The 16,869-nt window shown below is 64.0% G+C and carries 18 protein-coding genes and 1 pseudogene; 13 read left to right on the forward strand and 6 right to left on the reverse strand.

The window, feature by feature from the left end:
* Positions 1-279 precede the first annotated feature (279 nt).
* Positions 280-1,257, reverse strand: a complete 978-nt coding sequence (locus tag IVA92_RS27185; RefSeq protein ID WP_247279126.1) for a LysR family transcriptional regulator — start codon at positions 1,255-1,257, stop codon at positions 280-282.
* Between the two features lie 118 nt (positions 1,258-1,375).
* On the opposite strand from IVA92_RS27185, the gene IVA92_RS27190 reads away from it, so the two are divergent.
* From IVA92_RS27190 to IVA92_RS27240, 11 genes are all read left to right on the forward strand, one after another.
* On the forward strand, positions 1,376-2,413 hold the full coding sequence (locus IVA92_RS27190) for a class 1 fructose-bisphosphatase (protein ID WP_247279127.1): 1,038 nt from the start codon (positions 1,376-1,378) through the stop codon (positions 2,411-2,413).
* A 12-nt stretch (positions 2,414-2,425) separates the two neighbouring features.
* Positions 2,426-3,301: a phosphoribulokinase gene (locus IVA92_RS27195; protein WP_247279128.1), complete on the forward strand. Its 876-nt coding sequence runs from the start codon at positions 2,426-2,428 to the stop codon at positions 3,299-3,301.
* A gap of 26 nt (positions 3,302-3,327) precedes the next feature.
* Positions 3,328-5,346 carry a transketolase gene (gene tkt / locus IVA92_RS27200; RefSeq protein WP_247279129.1) on the forward strand — a complete coding sequence of 673 codons (2,019 nt, stop codon included), beginning with the start codon at positions 3,328-3,330 and terminating at the stop codon, positions 5,344-5,346.
* Between the two features lie 9 nt (positions 5,347-5,355).
* Positions 5,356-6,441, forward strand: coding sequence for a class II fructose-bisphosphate aldolase (gene fba, locus IVA92_RS27205; protein ID WP_247279130.1), 1,086 nt, complete (start codon positions 5,356-5,358; stop codon positions 6,439-6,441).
* A 31-nt stretch (positions 6,442-6,472) separates the two neighbouring features.
* Positions 6,473-7,933 (forward strand): form I ribulose bisphosphate carboxylase large subunit, encoded by a 1,461-nt coding sequence (locus IVA92_RS27210; RefSeq protein WP_247279131.1) that lies wholly within the window; start codon positions 6,473-6,475, stop codon positions 7,931-7,933.
* A 10-nt stretch (positions 7,934-7,943) separates the two neighbouring features.
* Positions 7,944-8,351, forward strand: coding sequence for a ribulose bisphosphate carboxylase small subunit (locus tag IVA92_RS27215; RefSeq protein ID WP_247279132.1), 408 nt, complete (start codon positions 7,944-7,946; stop codon positions 8,349-8,351).
* Between the two features lie 98 nt (positions 8,352-8,449).
* Positions 8,450-9,379: a CbbX protein gene (cbbX, locus tag IVA92_RS27220; protein ID WP_247279133.1), complete on the forward strand. Its 930-nt coding sequence runs from the start codon at positions 8,450-8,452 to the stop codon at positions 9,377-9,379.
* A complete protein-coding gene (gene rpe / locus IVA92_RS27225) occupies positions 9,376-10,113 on the forward strand; it encodes a ribulose-phosphate 3-epimerase (RefSeq protein ID WP_247279134.1) in 738 nt (245 codons plus the stop codon). The genes cbbX and rpe overlap by 4 nt, the downstream gene beginning before the upstream one ends.
* Before the next feature lie 214 nt (positions 10,114-10,327).
* On the forward strand, positions 10,328-10,540 hold the full coding sequence (locus tag IVA92_RS27230; protein WP_247415212.1) for a hypothetical protein: 213 nt from the start codon (positions 10,328-10,330) through the stop codon (positions 10,538-10,540).
* 255 nt (positions 10,541-10,795) lie between these two features.
* Positions 10,796-12,337 (forward strand): Do family serine endopeptidase, encoded by a 1,542-nt coding sequence (locus tag IVA92_RS27235; protein ID WP_247279136.1) that lies wholly within the window; start codon positions 10,796-10,798, stop codon positions 12,335-12,337.
* Positions 12,338-12,614: 277 nt separating this feature from the next.
* Positions 12,615-12,977, forward strand: coding sequence for a hypothetical protein (locus IVA92_RS27240; protein ID WP_247279137.1), 363 nt, complete (start codon positions 12,615-12,617; stop codon positions 12,975-12,977).
* Positions 12,978-12,983: 6 nt separating this feature from the next.
* Here the strand turns inward: IVA92_RS27240 and IVA92_RS27245 are convergent, their stop codons facing one another.
* Positions 12,984-13,289, reverse strand: a complete 306-nt coding sequence (locus IVA92_RS27245; RefSeq protein WP_247279138.1) for a DUF6496 domain-containing protein — start codon at positions 13,287-13,289, stop codon at positions 12,984-12,986.
* Between the two features lie 90 nt (positions 13,290-13,379).
* Complete coding sequence (locus IVA92_RS27250; protein WP_247279139.1) at positions 13,380-13,574, reverse strand: DUF3072 domain-containing protein; 195 nt, start codon at positions 13,572-13,574, stop codon at positions 13,380-13,382.
* A 115-nt stretch (positions 13,575-13,689) separates the two neighbouring features.
* On the opposite strand from IVA92_RS27250, the gene IVA92_RS27255 reads away from it, so the two are divergent.
* Positions 13,690-13,911 carry a hypothetical protein gene (locus tag IVA92_RS27255; RefSeq protein WP_247279140.1) on the forward strand — a complete coding sequence of 74 codons (222 nt, stop codon included), beginning with the start codon at positions 13,690-13,692 and terminating at the stop codon, positions 13,909-13,911.
* Positions 13,912-14,321: 410 nt separating this feature from the next.
* On the opposite strand, the gene IVA92_RS27260 is transcribed toward IVA92_RS27255, so the two are convergent.
* Together IVA92_RS27260 and IVA92_RS36115 are read right to left on the reverse strand one after the other, a co-directional pair.
* A complete protein-coding gene (locus IVA92_RS27260) occupies positions 14,322-14,567 on the reverse strand; it encodes a hypothetical protein (protein ID WP_247279141.1) in 246 nt (81 codons plus the stop codon).
* A gap of 95 nt (positions 14,568-14,662) precedes the next feature.
* Positions 14,663-14,919: pseudogene (locus tag IVA92_RS36115) on the reverse strand (hypothetical protein).
* Positions 14,920-15,058: 139 nt separating this feature from the next.
* Here IVA92_RS36115 and IVA92_RS27265 point away from each other — a divergent pair.
* Positions 15,059-15,280 (forward strand): hypothetical protein, encoded by a 222-nt coding sequence (locus IVA92_RS27265; protein WP_247279142.1) that lies wholly within the window; start codon positions 15,059-15,061, stop codon positions 15,278-15,280.
* Between the two features lie 92 nt (positions 15,281-15,372).
* Here the strand turns inward: IVA92_RS27265 and IVA92_RS27270 are convergent, their stop codons facing one another.
* Positions 15,373-16,860 carry an HWE histidine kinase domain-containing protein gene (locus tag IVA92_RS27270; protein WP_247279143.1) on the reverse strand — a complete coding sequence of 496 codons (1,488 nt, stop codon included), beginning with the start codon at positions 16,858-16,860 and terminating at the stop codon, positions 15,373-15,375.
* Positions 16,861-16,869 lie beyond the last annotated feature (9 nt).

Consider the following 16,869-nt stretch of genomic DNA (forward strand, 5'->3'; position numbering starts at 1 on the left):
CCGCAAAGCTGCCGCCCGAACCGTCGATGCGGTCTGCGCCGCAATCGGCCACGCACTCGATGCCTTCACCGCCGACGAATGCGCCAATTACCTCAAAAACTCAGGCTATCGAACTTAATGCCATCACGCTTTAGCAACGGCTCAACGAGATTCTTCACGTCGGCCGGGGCACGCGATGACCACCTTCAACCGCATCTTCACGACGGAGCGTCTGCTCCAGATCATCGTGATCCTGGCCGCGACGATCGCGATGAAGCTGATGGGCTGAACTTCGGCGGCCTATCCCCCGCCGAGTTCGGGCACGTCGGGCAGATAGTTCGATCCCTCCGAACCCAGAAAATCGAACATCGCCTGCGCCGGCGGCAGCAGCACCTTGTCGCTGCGGCGGATCACGTACCATTGCCGCACGATCGGCAGGCCGGCGACGTCGAGCACGATCAGCCGGCCCTCGGCGAGCTCATGCGCCACGGTGTGCGCCGAGATGAAGGCGATGCCGAGCCCGGCGATCACCGCCTGCTTGATGGTCTCGTTGCTGCTCATCTCCATGCCGATGATCGGCTCGAGATCCGACTTCTGGAACATGCCTTCCATCAGCGTCCGCGTACCCGAGCCCGGTTCGCGGGTGAGGAAGGTCTCGTGCACGAGATCGGTCAGGTTGAGGCCGGAATCCTTCTCCAGCCAGTGCCCCTTCCGCGCGACGATGATGTGCGGATTGCGCCCGAGCTGACGGACGTCGACGGTGACGTCCGCCGGTGGCCGACCCATCACGGCGAAATCGAGGTCGTAGCCGTGCATGGCCTCGCGGATCTCCTCGCGATTGCCGATGGTGAGCTTGATCTCGATCTTGGGATAGCGCTTGGAGAACGCCGCGATCGCGTGCGGCACGAAGTACTTTGCGGTCGAGACCGCGCCGAGCTGCACCGTGCCGCCGGTCCGTCCCGCCAGCAGGTCGAGCGCGCCCTGGCAATCCACGATCGCGGCCTCGACCCGTTCGGCCAGCGCCAGCACCTCCTTGCCGGCCTCCGTCAGCAGCATGCCGTCACCGGTCCGCTGCACCAGCGGCAGGCCGGCGAGGTCCTGAAGCTGCCGAAGCTGCTGGGTCACGGCGGGCTGCGTCAGCCCGAGATGGCCGGACGCCGCCGTCACGCTGCCCTTGGCCGAAACCGCCGCAAGCGAGCGCAGCTGCCGGATCGTCAGATGCCGGAGCTGGGACGCCCCGTGGCCGGGGCCATTATAAGAAAATTCTTTTGAGCTCATTATGAATAGAAATTTTCCTTATTAAGCCGTCCCTGTCAATCTCATCGTGCTGGGACTGACCGCACCGACCTCCACGGGGAGGGAGATAGATGCGGCGCCAGCAAGGGGATGGACGCAGATGACCGGGCAACTGAGGTTGGACGACCACCTTCAACGGTACTCTGAGACCGCGCTGCATGCGCTCGCCGTGGCGGCCGCAGTCGACGCCATCGCGGCAGCGGCGATCGAGATCGCCGATCTCATCGCCTCCGGCGATCTCGCCGACGCCTCGGGCCTGACCACGGGCCGCAACAGCGACGGCGACCTCCAGCGCGATCTCGACGTTCAGGCCGATGCGATCCTGCGCCGCTGCCTCAGCAGGCTGCCGCTCGCTGCCCTGGCGTCGGAGGAGATGCGCGAGGCCCAGATTGTCGACCGTGACGGCCGCATCTGCGTCGCGATCGATCCGCTCGACGGCTCCTCCAACATCGACATCAACATGACCGTCGGCACGATCTTCTCGATCCTGCCGGCACCCGATGATCCCTCACTCGCCTTCCATCAGCGCGGCTCGGCCCAGCTTGCGGCGGGCTTCGCCACCTACGGCCCGCAGACCTCGCTGGTGCTGACGCTCGGCGACGGCGTCGATATCTTCACCCTCGATCGCAAGTCCGGCTGCTTCCGCCTCGCGCGCAGCGGCGTGCAGATCTCCGAGGCTTGCGACGAGTTCGCGATCAACGCGTCCAATCGCCGGCACTGGGATCCGCCAGTGCGCGCTTTCATCGACGAATGCCTCGCCGGTGTCGAAGGCCCCGCCAACCACGATTTCAACATGCGCTGGATCGGCTCGCTGGTCGCGGAAGCCTATCGCATCCTCACCCGCGGCGGTGTGTTCCTTTATCCCTCGGACGCGCGTCCCGGCTATGGCGACGGCCGCCTGCGCCTGACCTACGAAGCGCATCCGATCGCCATGATCATCGAGCAGGCCGGCGGCTCGGCCTCGACCGGGCGCGAGCGCATCCTCGAGCTGTCTGCGCAAAGCCTGCACCAGCGCGTGCCGCTGATCATGGGCTCGAGCAATGAGGTGCGGCGGGTCGAGGAATTGCATTGCGATCCGCTGCTGGTCGCCAGCGTCTCCGCGCCGCTGTTCGCGCGACGCGGATTCTTCCGGCTCTGAGCGAGGCGTCCCATGTCCAGGAAGCATCCCATTATCTCCATCACCGGCTCCTCCGGCGCCGGCACCACCTCGGTCAAGAAGACCTTCGAGCAGATATTCTTCCGCGAGAAAGTCAACGCCGTCTACATCGAGGGCGACGCGTTCCATCGCTACGACCGCGCCGAGATGCGCGCGCAGATGGCGAACGAGGCCGAGCGCGGCAACAAGCACTTCAGCCATTTCAGCCCCGAGACCAACCTGTTCGAGGAGCTGGAGCGCGCGTTCCGCGACTATGGCGAGACCGGCACGGCGGTAACGCGTCACTATGTCCACGATGCCGAGGAATCCGCGTTGCATGGCGCACCTCCCGGCACCTTCACCGATTGGGAGCGGCTACCGGAGAATTCGGACCTGCTATTCTACGAGGGCCTGCACGGCGCCGTCGTCACGGATAAGGTGAATGTCGCGCGCTATGCCGACCTCAAGATCGGCGTCGTGCCCGTGATCAATCTCGAATGGATCCAGAAGCTGCACCGCGATCGCAGCGCGCGCGGTTATTCGACCGAGGCCGTCACCGACACCATCCTGCGGCGCATGCCCGATTACATCCATTACATCTGCCCGCAATTCACCGAGACCGACATGAACTTCCAGCGCGTGCCGACGGTGGACACCTCTAATCCGTTCATCGCGCGCTGGATCCCGACGCCAGACGAATCGATGGTCGTGATCCGCTTCAAGAATCCGCGGGGCATCGACTTCCCCTACCTGCTGTCGATGTTGCCGCAAAGCTGGATGTCGCGCGCGAATTCGATCGTCTGCCCCGGCGCGAAACTCGATCTCGCGATGCAGCTGATCCTGACGCCGCTGATCATGCAGCTCATCGAACGCAAGCGAAACCTGAAGTGAAGCAACGACGATAACGGGAGGGCCCGATGAACATCTCGGTTCATGCCGAAGCCGACCTTACGGCAGTCACGCACAACGATCTCGCCAACGCCGTCCGCTTCCTCGCGGTCGACGCCATCGAGACCGCGCAGTCCGGCCATCCCGGCCTGCCCATGGGTATGGCCGACGTCGCGACGGTGCTGTTCTCACGCTTTCTCAAATTCGACTCGGCGCACCCGAACTGGCCCGACCGCGACCGCTTCGTGCTGTCGGCCGGGCACGGCTCGATGCTGCTCTATGCGCTGCTGCATTTGACCGGCGGTGATGTCAGCCTCGATGACATCAAGGCGTTCCGGCAATGGGGCTCGAAGACACCGGGCCATCCCGAATACGGCCACACTCCGGGCGTCGAGACCACGACTGGACCGCTCGGGCAGGGGATCGCGACGGCTGTCGGCATGGCGCTCGCCGAGCGCATGGCCAATGCGCGGCATGGCGATGGCCTCGTCGATCACTTCACCTATGTGATCGCCGGTGACGGCTGCCTGATGGAGGGTATCAGCCAGGAGGCGATTTCGCTCGCCGGCCATCTCCAGCTCGGCCGCTTGATCGTGCTGTTCGACGACAACGGAATCTCCATCGACGGGCCGACCTCGCTGGCAACCTCCGACGACCAGCTCGCGCGCTTCGCCGCCTCCGGCTGGTCGGTGCGCCGCGTTAACGGCCACGATCCCGAAGCCGTTGCGCAGGCGATTGCGCAAGAGCGTGAGACGACAAAACCGTCGCTGATCGCCTGCCGCACCATCATCGGCTATGGCGCGCCGGACCGCCAGGGCACTGAGAAGGCGCATGGTGCGCCGCTCGGAACCGAGCAGACGGCCGCTGCGCGCCGGATGCTGGGCTGGGATTATCAGCCCTTCGTGGTGCCACTTCCGATCCTGAAGGCGTGGCGGATGATCGGACAGCGCGGGCAGGTCGATCGTCTCGCCTGGCTCGATCGTTATGAACGTGCGACGCCCGAGCAGCGCGACCTGTTCATCGAGGGCAAGGCCGTCACCTTGCCCGGCGCCTATGCGCTGGCTGCGGCGACGTTGCGCGAGCGCTTCGCCAGCGAGCGCCCGAAGATCGCGACGCGCCAGGCCTCGCAACAGGTGCTCGAGGGCGTCGCCGGGACGATTCCCGGTTTCGTCGGCGGCTCGGCCGACCTGACGCATTCGAACCTGACGCACGCCAAGGTGCAGGCTCCCGTCACGCGTGGGACGTTCACTGGCGATTACATCCATTACGGCATTCGCGAGCACGGCATGGCCGCCGCGATGAATGGCCTCGCGCTGCATGGCGGCTTCATCCCCTACGGCGGTACCTTCCTCGCCTTCTCCGACTACAGCCGGCCGGCGATTCGCCTTGCGGCCCTGATGCGGCTGCGCGTCATCCATGTGATGACCCACGACTCCATCGGCCTCGGCGAGGACGGCCCGACGCACCAGCCGGTCGAGCATCTCGCCGCGCTGCGGGTGATTCCGAACCTTCTGGTGTTCCGTCCCGCCGACGCGGTGGAGACGCTGGAGGCCTGGGACTGCGCACTCAATTCCGAGAGCCGTCCGTCCGTGTTGTGCCTGTCGCGTCAGGCCTTGCCGACCTTCCGCAGCGATGCTCGCGGCAGAAACCGCGTCGCGCGCGGCGCCTATCTCGTCGTGTCGCCTGACGGCGGCCGCGACGTGACGTTGATCGCAACCGGCTCGGAAGTGTCGATCGCGCTGGAGGCGGCGCGCCTGCTCGCGACCGAGCACATCCGTGCCGCCGTCGTGTCCGCACCCTGCTTCGCACTGTTCGAGCAACAATCGGACGATTACCGCGCCACCGTGCTCGGCACTGCGCCGCGTGTCGGGATCGAGGCGGCCGTAGCGGGCGACTGGCCGCGCTGGATCGGCATGGACGGCGAGTTCGTCGGCATGCGCGGCTTCGGCGCCTCGGCGCCGGCGCCCGTACTGTACCGCGAGTTCGGCATCACACCGCAAAGCATTGCGGAAGCCGCCCGACGGGCGATCGCTCGCAAGCGACAATGAGGATTCATCGTGGCTCGTATCACCCTTCGCCAACTGCTCGATCACGCCGCCAGCCACGGCTACGCGGTGCCGGCGTTCAACATCAACAACATGGAGCAGGGCATCGCGATCATGCAGGCGGCGGCAGAGGTCGACGCACCGGTCATCATCCAGGCCTCGCGCGGTGCGCGCAGCTACGCCGGCGATCTCATGCTCTCGCACATGATCGACGCGCTGGAGCGGACCTATCCGGACATCCCGCTCTGCATGCACCAGGACCACGGCAATGACGAAGCGACCTGCGCCTCCGCGATCGCCCACGGCTTCACTTCGGTGATGATGGACGGCTCACTGAAAGCCGACGCAAAGACTGCGGCCGAGTACGATTACAACGTCGCGATCACCCGCCGCGTCGTCGATCTCGCCCACTGGGTCGGCGCCTCCGTCGAAGGTGAGCTCGGCGTGCTCGGCTCGCTCGAGCATGGCGGCGGCGAGCAGGAGGACGGCCACGGCGTCGAGGGCAAGGTCAGCCACGACCAATTGCTGACCGATCCGGACCAAGCCGTCGACTTTGTCCGCGCGACGAAGGTCGATGCCCTGGCGATCGCGATGGGCACATCGCACGGCGCTTACAAGTTCAGCCGCAAGCCAGATGGTGACATCCTGGCGATGCGGGTGGTCGAGGAGATCCATCGCCGGTTGCCGAACACGCATCTCGTCATGCACGGCTCGTCGTCGGTGCCGCAGCCGCTGCAGGACATGTTCAATCAGTTCGGCGGCGAGATGCCGCAGACCTGGGGCGTGCCGGTCGAGGAGATCGTACGCGGCATCGGAAGCGGCGTGCGCAAGGTCAATATCGACACGGACTGCCGTCTCGCAATGACCGCGGTGTTCCGCAAGGTCGCCGCGCAGGCGCCCTCCGAATTCGACCCACGAAAGTTCCTCAAGCCGGCGATGGATGCAATGCGCGAGCTTTGCCGCGAGCGCTTCGAGCAGTTCGGCACGGCAGGCCACGCGAGCAAGATCAAGGTGGTTCCGATGAGCGAGATGGCGCGGCGCTATCGCGCCGGCGAACTTGATCCGCGCATTGGCGCCCGCGAACCGGTCGCAGCCTAGTCGTTCAGAGAGAGAAGAGCAGGAGAAAGTCATGAATGCACACGCAGGAACCGTCCGCGGCAAGGAAAGATATCGCTCGGGCGTGATGGAATATAAGCGCATGGGCTACTGGGAGCCCGACTACACGCCAAAGGACACCGACGTCATCGCGCTGTTTCGCGTGACGCCGCAGGAGGGCGTCGACCCGATCGAGGCGTCGGCTGCGGTCGCCGGTGAATCCTCGACCGCGACCTGGACCGTGGTGTGGACCGATCGGCTGACAGCCGCGGAGAAATATCGCGCGAAATGCTATCGCGTCGATCCGGTCCCGGGCTCGCCCGGCTCCTACTTCGCCTACATCGCCTATGACCTCGATCTGTTCGAGCCGGGCTCGATCGCCAACCTCTCGGCCTCGATTATCGGCAACGTGTTCGGCTTCAAGCCGCTGAAGGCGCTGCGGCTGGAGGACATGCGCTTCCCGGTCGCTTATGTGAAGACGTTCCAGGGACCGGCGACCGGCATCGTGGTCGAGCGCGAGCGGCTCGACAAGTTCGGCCGGCCGCTGCTCGGCGCGACCGTGAAGCCGAAGCTCGGGCTTTCGGGCCGCAATTACGGCCGCGTGGTCTACGAAGCGCTGAAGGGCGGGCTCGACTTCACCAAGGACGACGAGAACATCAACTCGCAGCCCTTCATGCACTGGCGCGACCGTTTCCTCTACTGCATGGAGGCGGTGAACCGTGCGCAGGCGGCCTCCGGCGAGGTCAAGGGCACCTACCTGAACGTCACCGCGGGCACGATGGAGGACATTTACGAGCGCGCCGAGTTCGCCAAAGAGCTCGGGTCGTGCATCGTCATGATCGACCTTGTGATCGGCTACACCGCGATTCAGTCGATGGCCAAGTGGGCGCGGCGCAACGACATGATCCTGCATCTGCATCGCGCCGGCCACTCGACCTATACGCGGCAGAAGAGCCACGGCGTGTCGTTCCGCGTCATCGCCAAATGGATGCGGCTTGCCGGTGTCGACCACATTCATGCCGGCACGGTGGTCGGCAAGCTCGAAGGCGACCCCAACACAACGCGCGGCTACTACGACGTCTGCCGCGAGGACTTCAATCCAACCAAGCTCGAGCACGGGCTGTTCTTCGACCAATCCTGGGCGAGCCTGAACAAGATGATGCCGGTGGCCTCCGGCGGCATCCATGCCGGGCAGATGCACCAGCTGCTCGATCTCTTGGGCGAGGACGTCGTGCTGCAATTCGGCGGCGGCACCATCGGCCATCCCATGGGCATTGCGGCCGGCGCGACCGCCAATCGCGTGGCGCTGGAAGCGATGATCCTCGCCCGCAACGAGGGCCGCGACTATGTCCACGAAGGGCCGGAGATCCTCGCCAAGGCGGCCGAGACCTGCACGCCGCTGAAGGCCGCGCTCGAAGTCTGGAAGGACGTCACCTTCAACTATCAATCCACCGATACGCCGGACTTCGTGCCGACGGCGCTGGAAACCGTTTGAGGAGATTCACATGAAACTGACCCAGGGCTGCTTCTCATACCTGCCCGATCTGACCGACGACCAGATCTACAGCCAGGTGCAGTACTGCCTCGCCAATGGCTGGGCGGTGAACATCGAGTTCACCGACGATCCGCATCCCCGCAACACCTATTGGGAGATGTGGGGCCTGCCGATGTTCGATCTCCAGGACGCCGCGGGCGTGATGATGGAGCTCGCCGAGTGCCGCAGAGTGTACGGCGACCGCTACATCCGCATCAGCGGTTTCGATTCCAGCCATGGCTGGGAATCGGTGCGCATCTCCTTCCTCGTCAACCGGCCAGCGCAGGAGGCGGAGTTCGAGCTGGTGCGGCACGAGGTCGGCGGCCGCGCGATCCGCTACACCACGGTACGAAAGCCAGCCGCGCAGGCGTCCGTGTAAGCCATTCCTCTCCGCGCGGAGCACTCCCTGCTCCGTTTCCTTGGCGGACCACTGCTTCGCCGCTCCCCTGCGGCGAAGCTCTTTTCTTCGAGGTGCCGATGCTTGATATTCCTCACGCAACAACCGAACAGAGCGAGACCAATTTCGATCTCCGGAAGGAAGCTGAAGCGGCCGGGATCACCGACACGCTGCAACAGCTCGAGCAGGAGCTGGTCGGATTGAAGCCGGTGAAGAACCGCGTGCGCCAGATCGCCTCGCTGCTTTTGATCGAACGTATCCGGCAGCGCGCGGGATTAGCCTCCGCGCCGCCGACGCTGCACATGTCGTTCACAGGCAATCCCGGCACCGGCAAGACCACGGTAGCGCTGCGCATGGCCAAGATCCTGCATGGCCTCGGCTTCGTGCGGCGCGGGCAGGTGATCTCGGTCACGCGCGACGATCTCGTCGGCCAGTATATCGGCCACACCGCTCCGAAGACCAAGGAGATATTGAAGAAGGCGATGGGCGGCGTGCTGTTCATCGACGAGGCCTATTATCTGCACCGGCCCGACAACGAGCGTGACTACGGCCAGGAGACGATCGAGATCCTGCTCCAGGTGATGGAGAATCAGCGCGAAGACCTGGTCGTGATCCTCGCCGGCTATGGCGAGCGGATGACGAGCTTCTTCGCCTCCAATCCCGGCTTCCGCTCGCGCATCGCGCACCACATCGAATTTCCAGACTATGCTGAAGCCGAGCTGCTCGTCATCGCCGAGCTGATGCTGAAGGAGCGCGGTTATCGCTTCTCGGCGGCCGCGCGCGAGGCGTTCGAAAAATACATCACGCTGCGCCGGACCCAGCCGTTCTTCTCCAACGCGCGGTCGATCCGCAACGCCGTCGACCGTATCCGCCTGCGGCAGGCCGATCGCCTGGTATCCGATCTCGACCGCATGCTCGACATCGCCGACCTCGAAACCATCGATCCCATCGACGTCCTGGCGAGCCGCGTCTTCAGCGGCGGCGCCGACGCGCGGAGTGCAAGGTCATGACGAGAGAGGTGATCGTTGCTCCTTCAATCCTGGCGGCGGATTTCGCGCGTCTCGGCGAGGAGATCGTGGCGATCGATGCGGCGGGGGCCGACTGGATCCATTGCGACGTCATGGACGGACACTTCGTGCCCAACATCAGCTTTGGCCCCCACGTCATCAAGGCGATCCGGCCGCTGACGAAGAAGGTCTTCGACGTGCATCTCATGATCGCGCCTGTTGATCCTTATCTCGAGGCGTTCGCGAAGGCCGGTGCGGACGTCATTACGGTGCACGCAGAAGCCGGCCCGCATCTGGACCGTTCGCTTCAGGCGATCCGGGCGCTCGGCAGGAAAGCCGGCGTGAGCCTGTGTCCGGCGACGGCGGAGAGTGTCATCGAATATGTGCTCGATCGTCTTGACCTCGTGCTGGTGATGACGGTCAATCCCGGCTTCGGCGGCCAGTCCTTCCTCGACTCCCAGTTGGCGAAGATCGCACGGATCAAGACCATGATCCGCAACCGGCCAATCCGGCTCGAGGTCGATGGCGGTGTCACGCGCGACAATGCTGCTGCGGTGGCCGCCGCGGGCGCCGATACGCTCGTGGCGGGTTCCGCGGTGTTTCGCGGCAAAGGCGCCGCGGAATACGCGGCCAATATTGCGGCCATTCGCGCCGCCGCCGACGCCAGCCTGCTTCCAAAGCCGCAAGATAGGTCTGCGCAGCGGATGCGCGTAAGCGATGGAGGCCCTGTCCGGTAGACTACGTCATCGATCGCCGCCTCTACGCCTGGCCCTTGGCGGGCGGGGAGAATTCAGCGTGCGAATCCGCGCCGACTGGAACTTTGGCTCCCCTCCGCATTTGCTAGAACTAACCGAGGCTGGCGCGCGGCGGGCGCAGCAAAACTTTTGCATGACCGCCATCGGCCTGACGCAAATCGAGGCAATAAGCCCTGTGAATGCGAGGGAGGGTCTCATGGAGAACGTACGTCGCTACCGGGCGCTCGCGTCCCTCTGTCGTCAGCAGGCAGCCTACAGGCCGCTCCAGAACTGGGAGCTTCTCGGCCAGGCCGAACATTTCGAATATCTCGCGGAAGTCGAGCTCAAGGCGCATTTCGACGCGTGCAATGCACAAGGCGGCGAGGACGCCCCTGAAGCCGTGGCTTGGAAGCCACCTGCCGCAGCGTGACAGCCGCGGGCCGGCCCGGCTCAATGTCGGCGCGGGCGACCGGCAGGCCGGCTGTGCGGGTCGAGAGCCGGCAGACATGTCCTGCCAGATCGGTCGCTGAAGCTTCGCGCAGGCAGCATCGTCTTCGTTGATCGTCTTGCCCGCTGGCCGGTCCCCAAATCTTTGCCAAGATTTAATCGCGTGGACGGGACGCCGTAAGGTGGCAACGACCATGTTGGGCGCAAGGCGACAGCTGCTCAACATGGACATCTCGACATGAACGATCGCGTCAATTCCGACATCCCCCCCTCCCGCAAGATCTTGAGGACGCGCAGGCTCGCGCCGCTCGGCAGCGTAGCCGCGCTTGGCGTGGCCGTGCTGGCGGCTGCTCCCGGCGCTTTGCCGTTCGCGATGACCTCCTTCGTCGCGCCGGCCCAAGCCGCCGAAACGGCTGCGACCCCGCCGGGCTTCGGCGATCTCGTGGCCAAGGTCAAACCCGCCGTCATCTCGGTGCGGGTCAGAATTGACCAGAGCAACGACAAGAGCGCGATGCTGCAACAGAACCGGATGGATTCGGACGAAGGCTCGCCGCTCGACCAGTTCTCGCGACAGTTCGGTTTCCGCTTTCCGGGTGGCATGAACGGCATGCCGCGTCAGCGCCGCCAAATGATCACGGGCGAAGGCTCCGGCTTCTTCATCTCCGCCGACGGTTATGCCGTAACCAACAACCACGTTGTCGATCACGCTGAGTCCGTGCAGGTGACCATGGACGACGGCACGACCTACGCCGCGAAGGTCGTCGGCACAGATCCGAAGACCGATCTCGCGCTGATCAAGGTCGACGGCAAGAAAGATTTTCCGTTCGTCAAATTCTCCGACCAGAAGCCGCGCATCGGCGATTGGGTCGTCGCGGTCGGCAATCCCTTCGGCCTTGGCGGCACCGTCACCGCGGGTATCGTCTCGGCCAGCGGCCGCGACATCGGCAATGGTCCCTATGACGACTTCATCCAGATCGACGCGCCGATCAACAAGGGCAATTCGGGCGGTCCGGCTTTCGATATGAGCGGCAATGTGATCGGCGTGAACACCGCGATCTTCTCGCCCTCAGGCGGCTCGGTCGGTATCGGCTTCGATATTCCGGCTACGACTGCAAAACTCGTGGTGGCGCAATTGAAGGACAAGGGCGCAGTTACCCGCGGCTGGCTCGGCGTGCAGGTGCAGCCGGTGACGTCGGATATTGCCGACAGCGTTGGCCTCAAGGAGGCGCGCGGCGCGATCGTCGACAATCCGCAACCCGACAGCCCGGCGGCGAAGGCCGGCATCGAGGCGGGCGACGTTATCACCGCGGTCAACGGCACGGCGGTCAAGGATTCCCGCGATCTCGCCCGCACCATCGCCACCCTGGCGCCCGGCAGCTCAATCAAGCTCGACATCTTCCACAAGGGCGAAAGCAAGACCGTGACGCTGGCGCTTGGCGAGTTGCCGAACGAACGGCAGGCGCAGGGCAAGGCCTATGACGGCAAGGTGCAGCCGGGCACCGGCACGCCGCGCCTTGGGCTTGGTCTGGCTCCGGCCGGCGATGTGCAGGGCGCCGGCCGGGAGGGTGTCGTCGTCACGGAGGTTGATCCGGAGGGGCCGGCCGCGCAGCGCGGCATTCAGACCGGAGACGTCATCCTCAATGTCGGTGGCAAGGCTATCAGCAATGTCGCCGAAGTCCGTTCGGAGCTGGCGCAGGCCAAATCGTCCGGCAAGCGCAGCGTGCTGTTGCAGGTCAGAAGTGCGGATGCCACCCGATTCGTCGCGGTGCCGCTCGCGTAAGGCTGACTCCGATCAATACAAATCCAGAAAGGCGGCCTTCCGGCCGCCTTTCGCATTCGCACTCAAGATCCCACACGAGGCCACCGATAACATTCTCGTTAACGGCAGGGAGGGTGACCCGGTTCGTCCGAAAAAGCCGTGTTCGGCCATCAGACTTTCTGGCCGCGCATCTGCTCGGCGGCAATGAAGCCGTGGGGTCGGTTCGCGAGTGTGGAACTTCGAACCCCCTGACCGCTTTGTGGAACTGGCCGGTGGTTCGCATTTGATCGGTGCCGACATGGATCGATTGAAGCTCTCACTGATAAGTACGCTGCTCGTCGCGTGGTTCATCCTGCCGGCAGAAAACGCGCTCGGGCGCGACGATGGCCGCTATGCGAACTCGCCCCTGAAGCCATGGTTCGACAGCCTGCGCAGCCACCTCGGTCCGTGCTGCTCGGATGCGGACGGCTTTGCCGTCTCCGATCCCGATTGGGAATCGCACAACGGGCATTACCGTGTTCGGCTGGACGGGCAATGGGTCGAGGTGCCGGATGAAGCCGTCATCACCGAGCCGAACCGCGCCGGCCGCACCATGGTGTGGCCGGTGAAGACTGCGTTCGGAATTTCGATCCGCTGCTTCATGCCGGGCAGCATGATCTGACCGAGGTCAGCGTGACCGCTTGGTGGATTTGCGCTTTGACGATGCCCTGGACGATTTCTTGGAAGATTTCTTGGAAGTTTTCTTGGCAGATTTCTTGGACGTCTTCCGCTTGGAGGCTTTCTTCGGGACTTTCTTGCCCTTCTTGCGTGCCTTTGACAGTCCGATCGCAATCGCCTGCTTGCGGCTCTTCACGCGTCCGCCGCGACCGCCACGTCCACTCTTCGCGGTACCTTTCTTGTAACGCCGCATCTCGCTTTCGACATCGCTGCCGGAGCTGCGCGAGTAGCGGCGCTTCTTTGCCTTACGTGCCATGCCTTTTCTCCCTTGGCCGAGGAAGAACCGTTCGACACCGGCATGGTTCCGAACAGCACGCGTGCAATGTTCCCGGCGGTCAAGGCAGCCCTAGAACGAATTCGCCAGTTCGATCTCGGCCTCCAGCACCTGGATGCGCCGCGCAGCCTCGGCGAAGGACAGATCCCGCGCATATTGTGCCGGCTGATACGCCTCTTCGCTCAGCCGCTTCAATCTCAGTCCCTGCGCCCGTGTCATCTGCTCGCTAAGGAAAACCCTGGCGTCGTATTTGGCCTGAACCTGCATGTCGCTCCTCCGGTTTGAAAACATGACTTGACTATATGTTCTTATTTTGTTCTAACAAGCCATGGACAACAGAATTAACGAAATTCGGCGTAAAATCAGCGCCTTGAGGCTGGAAATGGCCGAGGTCGAGGCGTCTGTGCGCGATCTCGTCAACGGCGATTGCGACTGCACCGAACGAGCTCTGGCGCAGATCGATCTGCGCCGGAAAATCAACCTGCTGATCGATGAATGGAAGGCGGCTGGGGGCGGTGACGTCCTGCCTGACGTCCGCGGCCAGATGCATCTTCGCTCCGTGAAGAATGTCGACAAGGCGGCGCGCCTGTTGGCTGGCCACTAAGCGTGCGCGCAAGCGACATGCTGCCGATTGTCGATGCCCTCGGACACCTAACGGGCCGCGCTGTGCGGGCGGTGCCGGACGAGATCTGCGACAACGTTCCTCGTCCGCCGTGATGACGTGCCGGCGCGCGTCCGCGATGCTGCGAGGCCTTGTGCGGCGATCGCTATGCCTGGAGGAGGTGAAGCGGGCCGGCGGGCGATACGCTGGTCAGCGCGCCGAGCATGTGGCGCTAAAGTAGCAAAGTGTCTAGCGGTTTTCCGAAAAGATCATGCTCAAACAACAACCTGAAGCGCAATGACGATTCATCCATCTCATTGCGCTTTATGGCGCGAGGGTCTGGATGAACCGTCATCGTGCTTTGGTGAAGCGCCCCGCGCTGAACACGGGACTCTCACGTTACCGCGCAGAGTTCACTTGGTGTTGCTCATGCCGCCCTTGTTGTTCGTCATGGTGCCGCCCTGGTCGGAGCCGGGGCCAGAGCCGCCTTGACCGGAGGGATCGGCACCTTTGGAGGACTTGGTGTTCGCGCCCGTGGTCTGCGATGATGACATCGAGGACCCATGTTTGGCCTTGTGCGACTTCGCCTCCGCGGCGAACGGCGCGGCAGCGAGGCCAGTTGCCAACATTGCGGCGAGGGCGAGCTTGACTGTCTTCATATGGAGGAACTCCCTGGGTTAAATTGACGCAGGCGGCCAACTGCCGTTCCTCGCAGGAGTTCCCCAACAAAGCTTCTCCACGCGTCACGCGCGCTTCAAGATTGCTTGTTCTCTTCCAGGATGAACACGATGCCGGTGAGCGTCGCGCCGATCGCGAAGGTCGTCCCAGTGCGAGAGCGAACACAAGAGCGGCTTGGCTTCCGCCATGACTCAGCAGATTGGCGACGGCTGGATTGGAAAGAATGAGTGTGAGGCTGAAGGCGAGGCCGAGGGCTGCACCCATCATCCCATGTGTCATCAGCTTGATGAGGCCGGTGGGAGAGACCAGGCCCGACGACTTCTTCGCGCGCATGGAACCATGTCCCGATCTGGCACCCAAACGCGCGCGATAGTCATTAGTTCCATCTGGATGAAGGAATTTTCATCGCCAGCTTCATCCGACGTTCATGCCCGGCTTGCGAACATGAGGCCATCAACACGGGACATTTGATATGGGCAAGGTAGTCTTTCTGTACCGCTCGCTGGCCTATCGCAACGCGGCCGCAGACATCTTGCGCAAGGCGCGCAAGCTCCCGCGCGGCGCGGAGCGAAGCGCGGCCCGGCGCTACGCGAAGGCGTTGCGTGATCTCGCTCGAACGGAAGCTTGGCTCGAAGGACGCATCGCGCGCGACCCAAGGACGGAGCAGCGCATGACGAACACGGCGTCCGGCTAAAGCTCTCCCTTCCGATTGAAACGGAAGCTCTCGATTCTTGGCTTGACGCGCTTTCTTGACGCGAACCGGTTACCGCTTGGCTGGAAAACGCTCTAACCGGATGCGCGCTGCAACTCGGCCGCGGCGGCGGCATCAAATTTGCTGGGTGCTATCGTGGCCGGCTTGCGTGTCAACGGTACCTCGAGGCGGCACAACAGCCCCTCAGCGCGCCAATCGAATTTCGCCCGTCCGCCGAGCTGGGACTCGACGCTCGCGAGCAGGCTTCGCGTTCCGAAGCCTCGGGATTTCGGCGTCCTGACGAGCGGGCCGCCGGATTCCTCCCAGGTCAGCGTGAGGAGTTCGTCTTCGACCTGCCACCCGATCATGAGCCGCCCGGATCGTGTCGAAAGCGCGCCATATTTTGCCGAGTTGGTGAAAAGCTCGTGCAGAGCGAGCGCCAGTGTCTGGGCAGTCGTCGGCAGCAATTGAACCTCGGGGCCCGCCAACCTGATCTGGCCACTCGGCGAATAGGGTGCCAGCTCCTCGTCGATCAGCTTGGAGAGCTCGGCTCCCTGCCAGCTCGACAGCGACAGGATGGTGTGCACGCGCGCGAGCGCGTTGATGCGTCCCTCGACGGCATTGACATAGGCCTTGACCTCGTCGGCACGGGTGAGGCGCACGATCGATTGCGCCAATGCCAGCGCATTCTTGGCGCGATGATCGACTTCCCGCGCGAGAAGGTTCTGCTGCTCTTCGGCGCGCTTGCGTTCGGTGATGTCCACCGTAACGCCGCTCACCCGCACCACGCGGCTGCTATGGTCTACCGTTGCGGCCGCCGTGCCGACGCACCAGCGTACCTCGCCATCGGGCCGCACAATGCGGAACTCCGTTTCATAGGAGCGCGTGCCGCTGTTGAACTCGGCGATTGCCTTGCGCAACTGATCGACGTCATCGGGATGCAACAGCGCCTGAACGTTGGCCGGGTTGACCTCGAAGCTCTCCGGGCTGACCCCAAAGATGCGATATTGTCCCTCGTCCCACATCCAGTCGCCGGTGATCCAGTCCCAATCCCAAGAGCCCATCTTGCCGGCGGCGATTGCCATGCTGCGCCGCTGCTCGCTCTCGCGAAGCTTGGCGGTGGAATTCTCCAGCTCGGCGGTGCGCGCGCGGACGCGGTCCTCGAGCTCCTGATTCAGTCGTTCGAGCTCGCGGGTCTTGCGATAGAGTTCGGCGAACACCTTGATCTTGGCGCGCAGCACCTCCGGCACGACAGGCACCGGAACGTAGTCGACGGCGCCCATCTCGTAGCCCCGCAGCCGGTCGATGTCGCTCACCTGAATGGCAGAGATGAAGATCATCGCGGTCTTCTGGAAGCGCGGATGCTCGCGGATCATCGCGGCGAGCTCGAAGCCGTCGAGCTCGGGCATGCAGACGTCGACTAGGATGACCGCGATCTCGGTCTTGAGCAGAACCTCCAGCGCCTCGCGGCCGGACGAGGCGATCACGAGGTTCTCGCCGAGATCCTTCAGGATCACCTCATAGGCGAGCAGCTTGGCCGGCTGGTCGTCGACGAGCAGGATGTTGACCTTTTCGTGGTCCATTCGCGGATC

Source organism: Bradyrhizobium sp. 154 (assembly GCF_023073875.1).
Lineage (GTDB): Bacteria > Pseudomonadota > Alphaproteobacteria > Rhizobiales > Xanthobacteraceae > Bradyrhizobium.

Excerpts from the sequence above, each read along its gene's own strand:
- IVA92_RS27250 (WP_247279139.1), bottom strand. The coding sequence starts at position 13,574 with ATGCAGGTTCAGGCCAAATACGACGCCAGGGTTTTCCTTAGCGAGCAG.
- IVA92_RS27265 (WP_247279142.1), top strand. The coding sequence starts at position 15,059 with ATGGGCAAGGTAGTCTTTCTGTACCGCTCGCTGGCCTATCGCAACGCG.
- IVA92_RS27195 (WP_247279128.1), top strand. The coding sequence starts at position 2,426 with ATGTCCAGGAAGCATCCCATTATCTCCATCACCGGCTCCTCCGGCGCC.
- IVA92_RS27215 (WP_247279132.1), top strand. The coding sequence starts at position 7,944 with ATGAAACTGACCCAGGGCTGCTTCTCATACCTGCCCGATCTGACCGAC.
- IVA92_RS27235 (WP_247279136.1), top strand. The coding sequence starts at position 10,796 with ATGAACGATCGCGTCAATTCCGACATCCCCCCCTCCCGCAAGATCTTG.
- rpe (WP_247279134.1), top strand. The coding sequence starts at position 9,376 with ATGACGAGAGAGGTGATCGTTGCTCCTTCAATCCTGGCGGCGGATTTC.
- IVA92_RS27230 (WP_247415212.1), top strand. The coding sequence starts at position 10,328 with ATGGAGAACGTACGTCGCTACCGGGCGCTCGCGTCCCTCTGTCGTCAG.
- IVA92_RS27190 (WP_247279127.1), top strand. The coding sequence starts at position 1,376 with ATGACCGGGCAACTGAGGTTGGACGACCACCTTCAACGGTACTCTGAG.
- IVA92_RS27240 (WP_247279137.1), top strand. The coding sequence starts at position 12,615 with ATGGATCGATTGAAGCTCTCACTGATAAGTACGCTGCTCGTCGCGTGG.
- IVA92_RS27270 (WP_247279143.1), bottom strand. The coding sequence starts at position 16,860 with ATGGACCACGAAAAGGTCAACATCCTGCTCGTCGACGACCAGCCGGCC.
- IVA92_RS27245 (WP_247279138.1), bottom strand. The coding sequence starts at position 13,289 with ATGGCACGTAAGGCAAAGAAGCGCCGCTACTCGCGCAGCTCCGGCAGC.
- IVA92_RS27210 (WP_247279131.1), top strand. The coding sequence starts at position 6,473 with ATGAATGCACACGCAGGAACCGTCCGCGGCAAGGAAAGATATCGCTCG.
- IVA92_RS27255 (WP_247279140.1), top strand. The coding sequence starts at position 13,690 with ATGGCCGAGGTCGAGGCGTCTGTGCGCGATCTCGTCAACGGCGATTGC.
- cbbX (WP_247279133.1), top strand. The coding sequence starts at position 8,450 with ATGCTTGATATTCCTCACGCAACAACCGAACAGAGCGAGACCAATTTC.
- tkt (WP_247279129.1), top strand. The coding sequence starts at position 3,328 with ATGAACATCTCGGTTCATGCCGAAGCCGACCTTACGGCAGTCACGCAC.
- IVA92_RS27260 (WP_247279141.1), bottom strand. The coding sequence starts at position 14,567 with ATGAAGACAGTCAAGCTCGCCCTCGCCGCAATGTTGGCAACTGGCCTC.
- IVA92_RS27185 (WP_247279126.1), bottom strand. The coding sequence starts at position 1,257 with ATGAGCTCAAAAGAATTTTCTTATAATGGCCCCGGCCACGGGGCGTCC.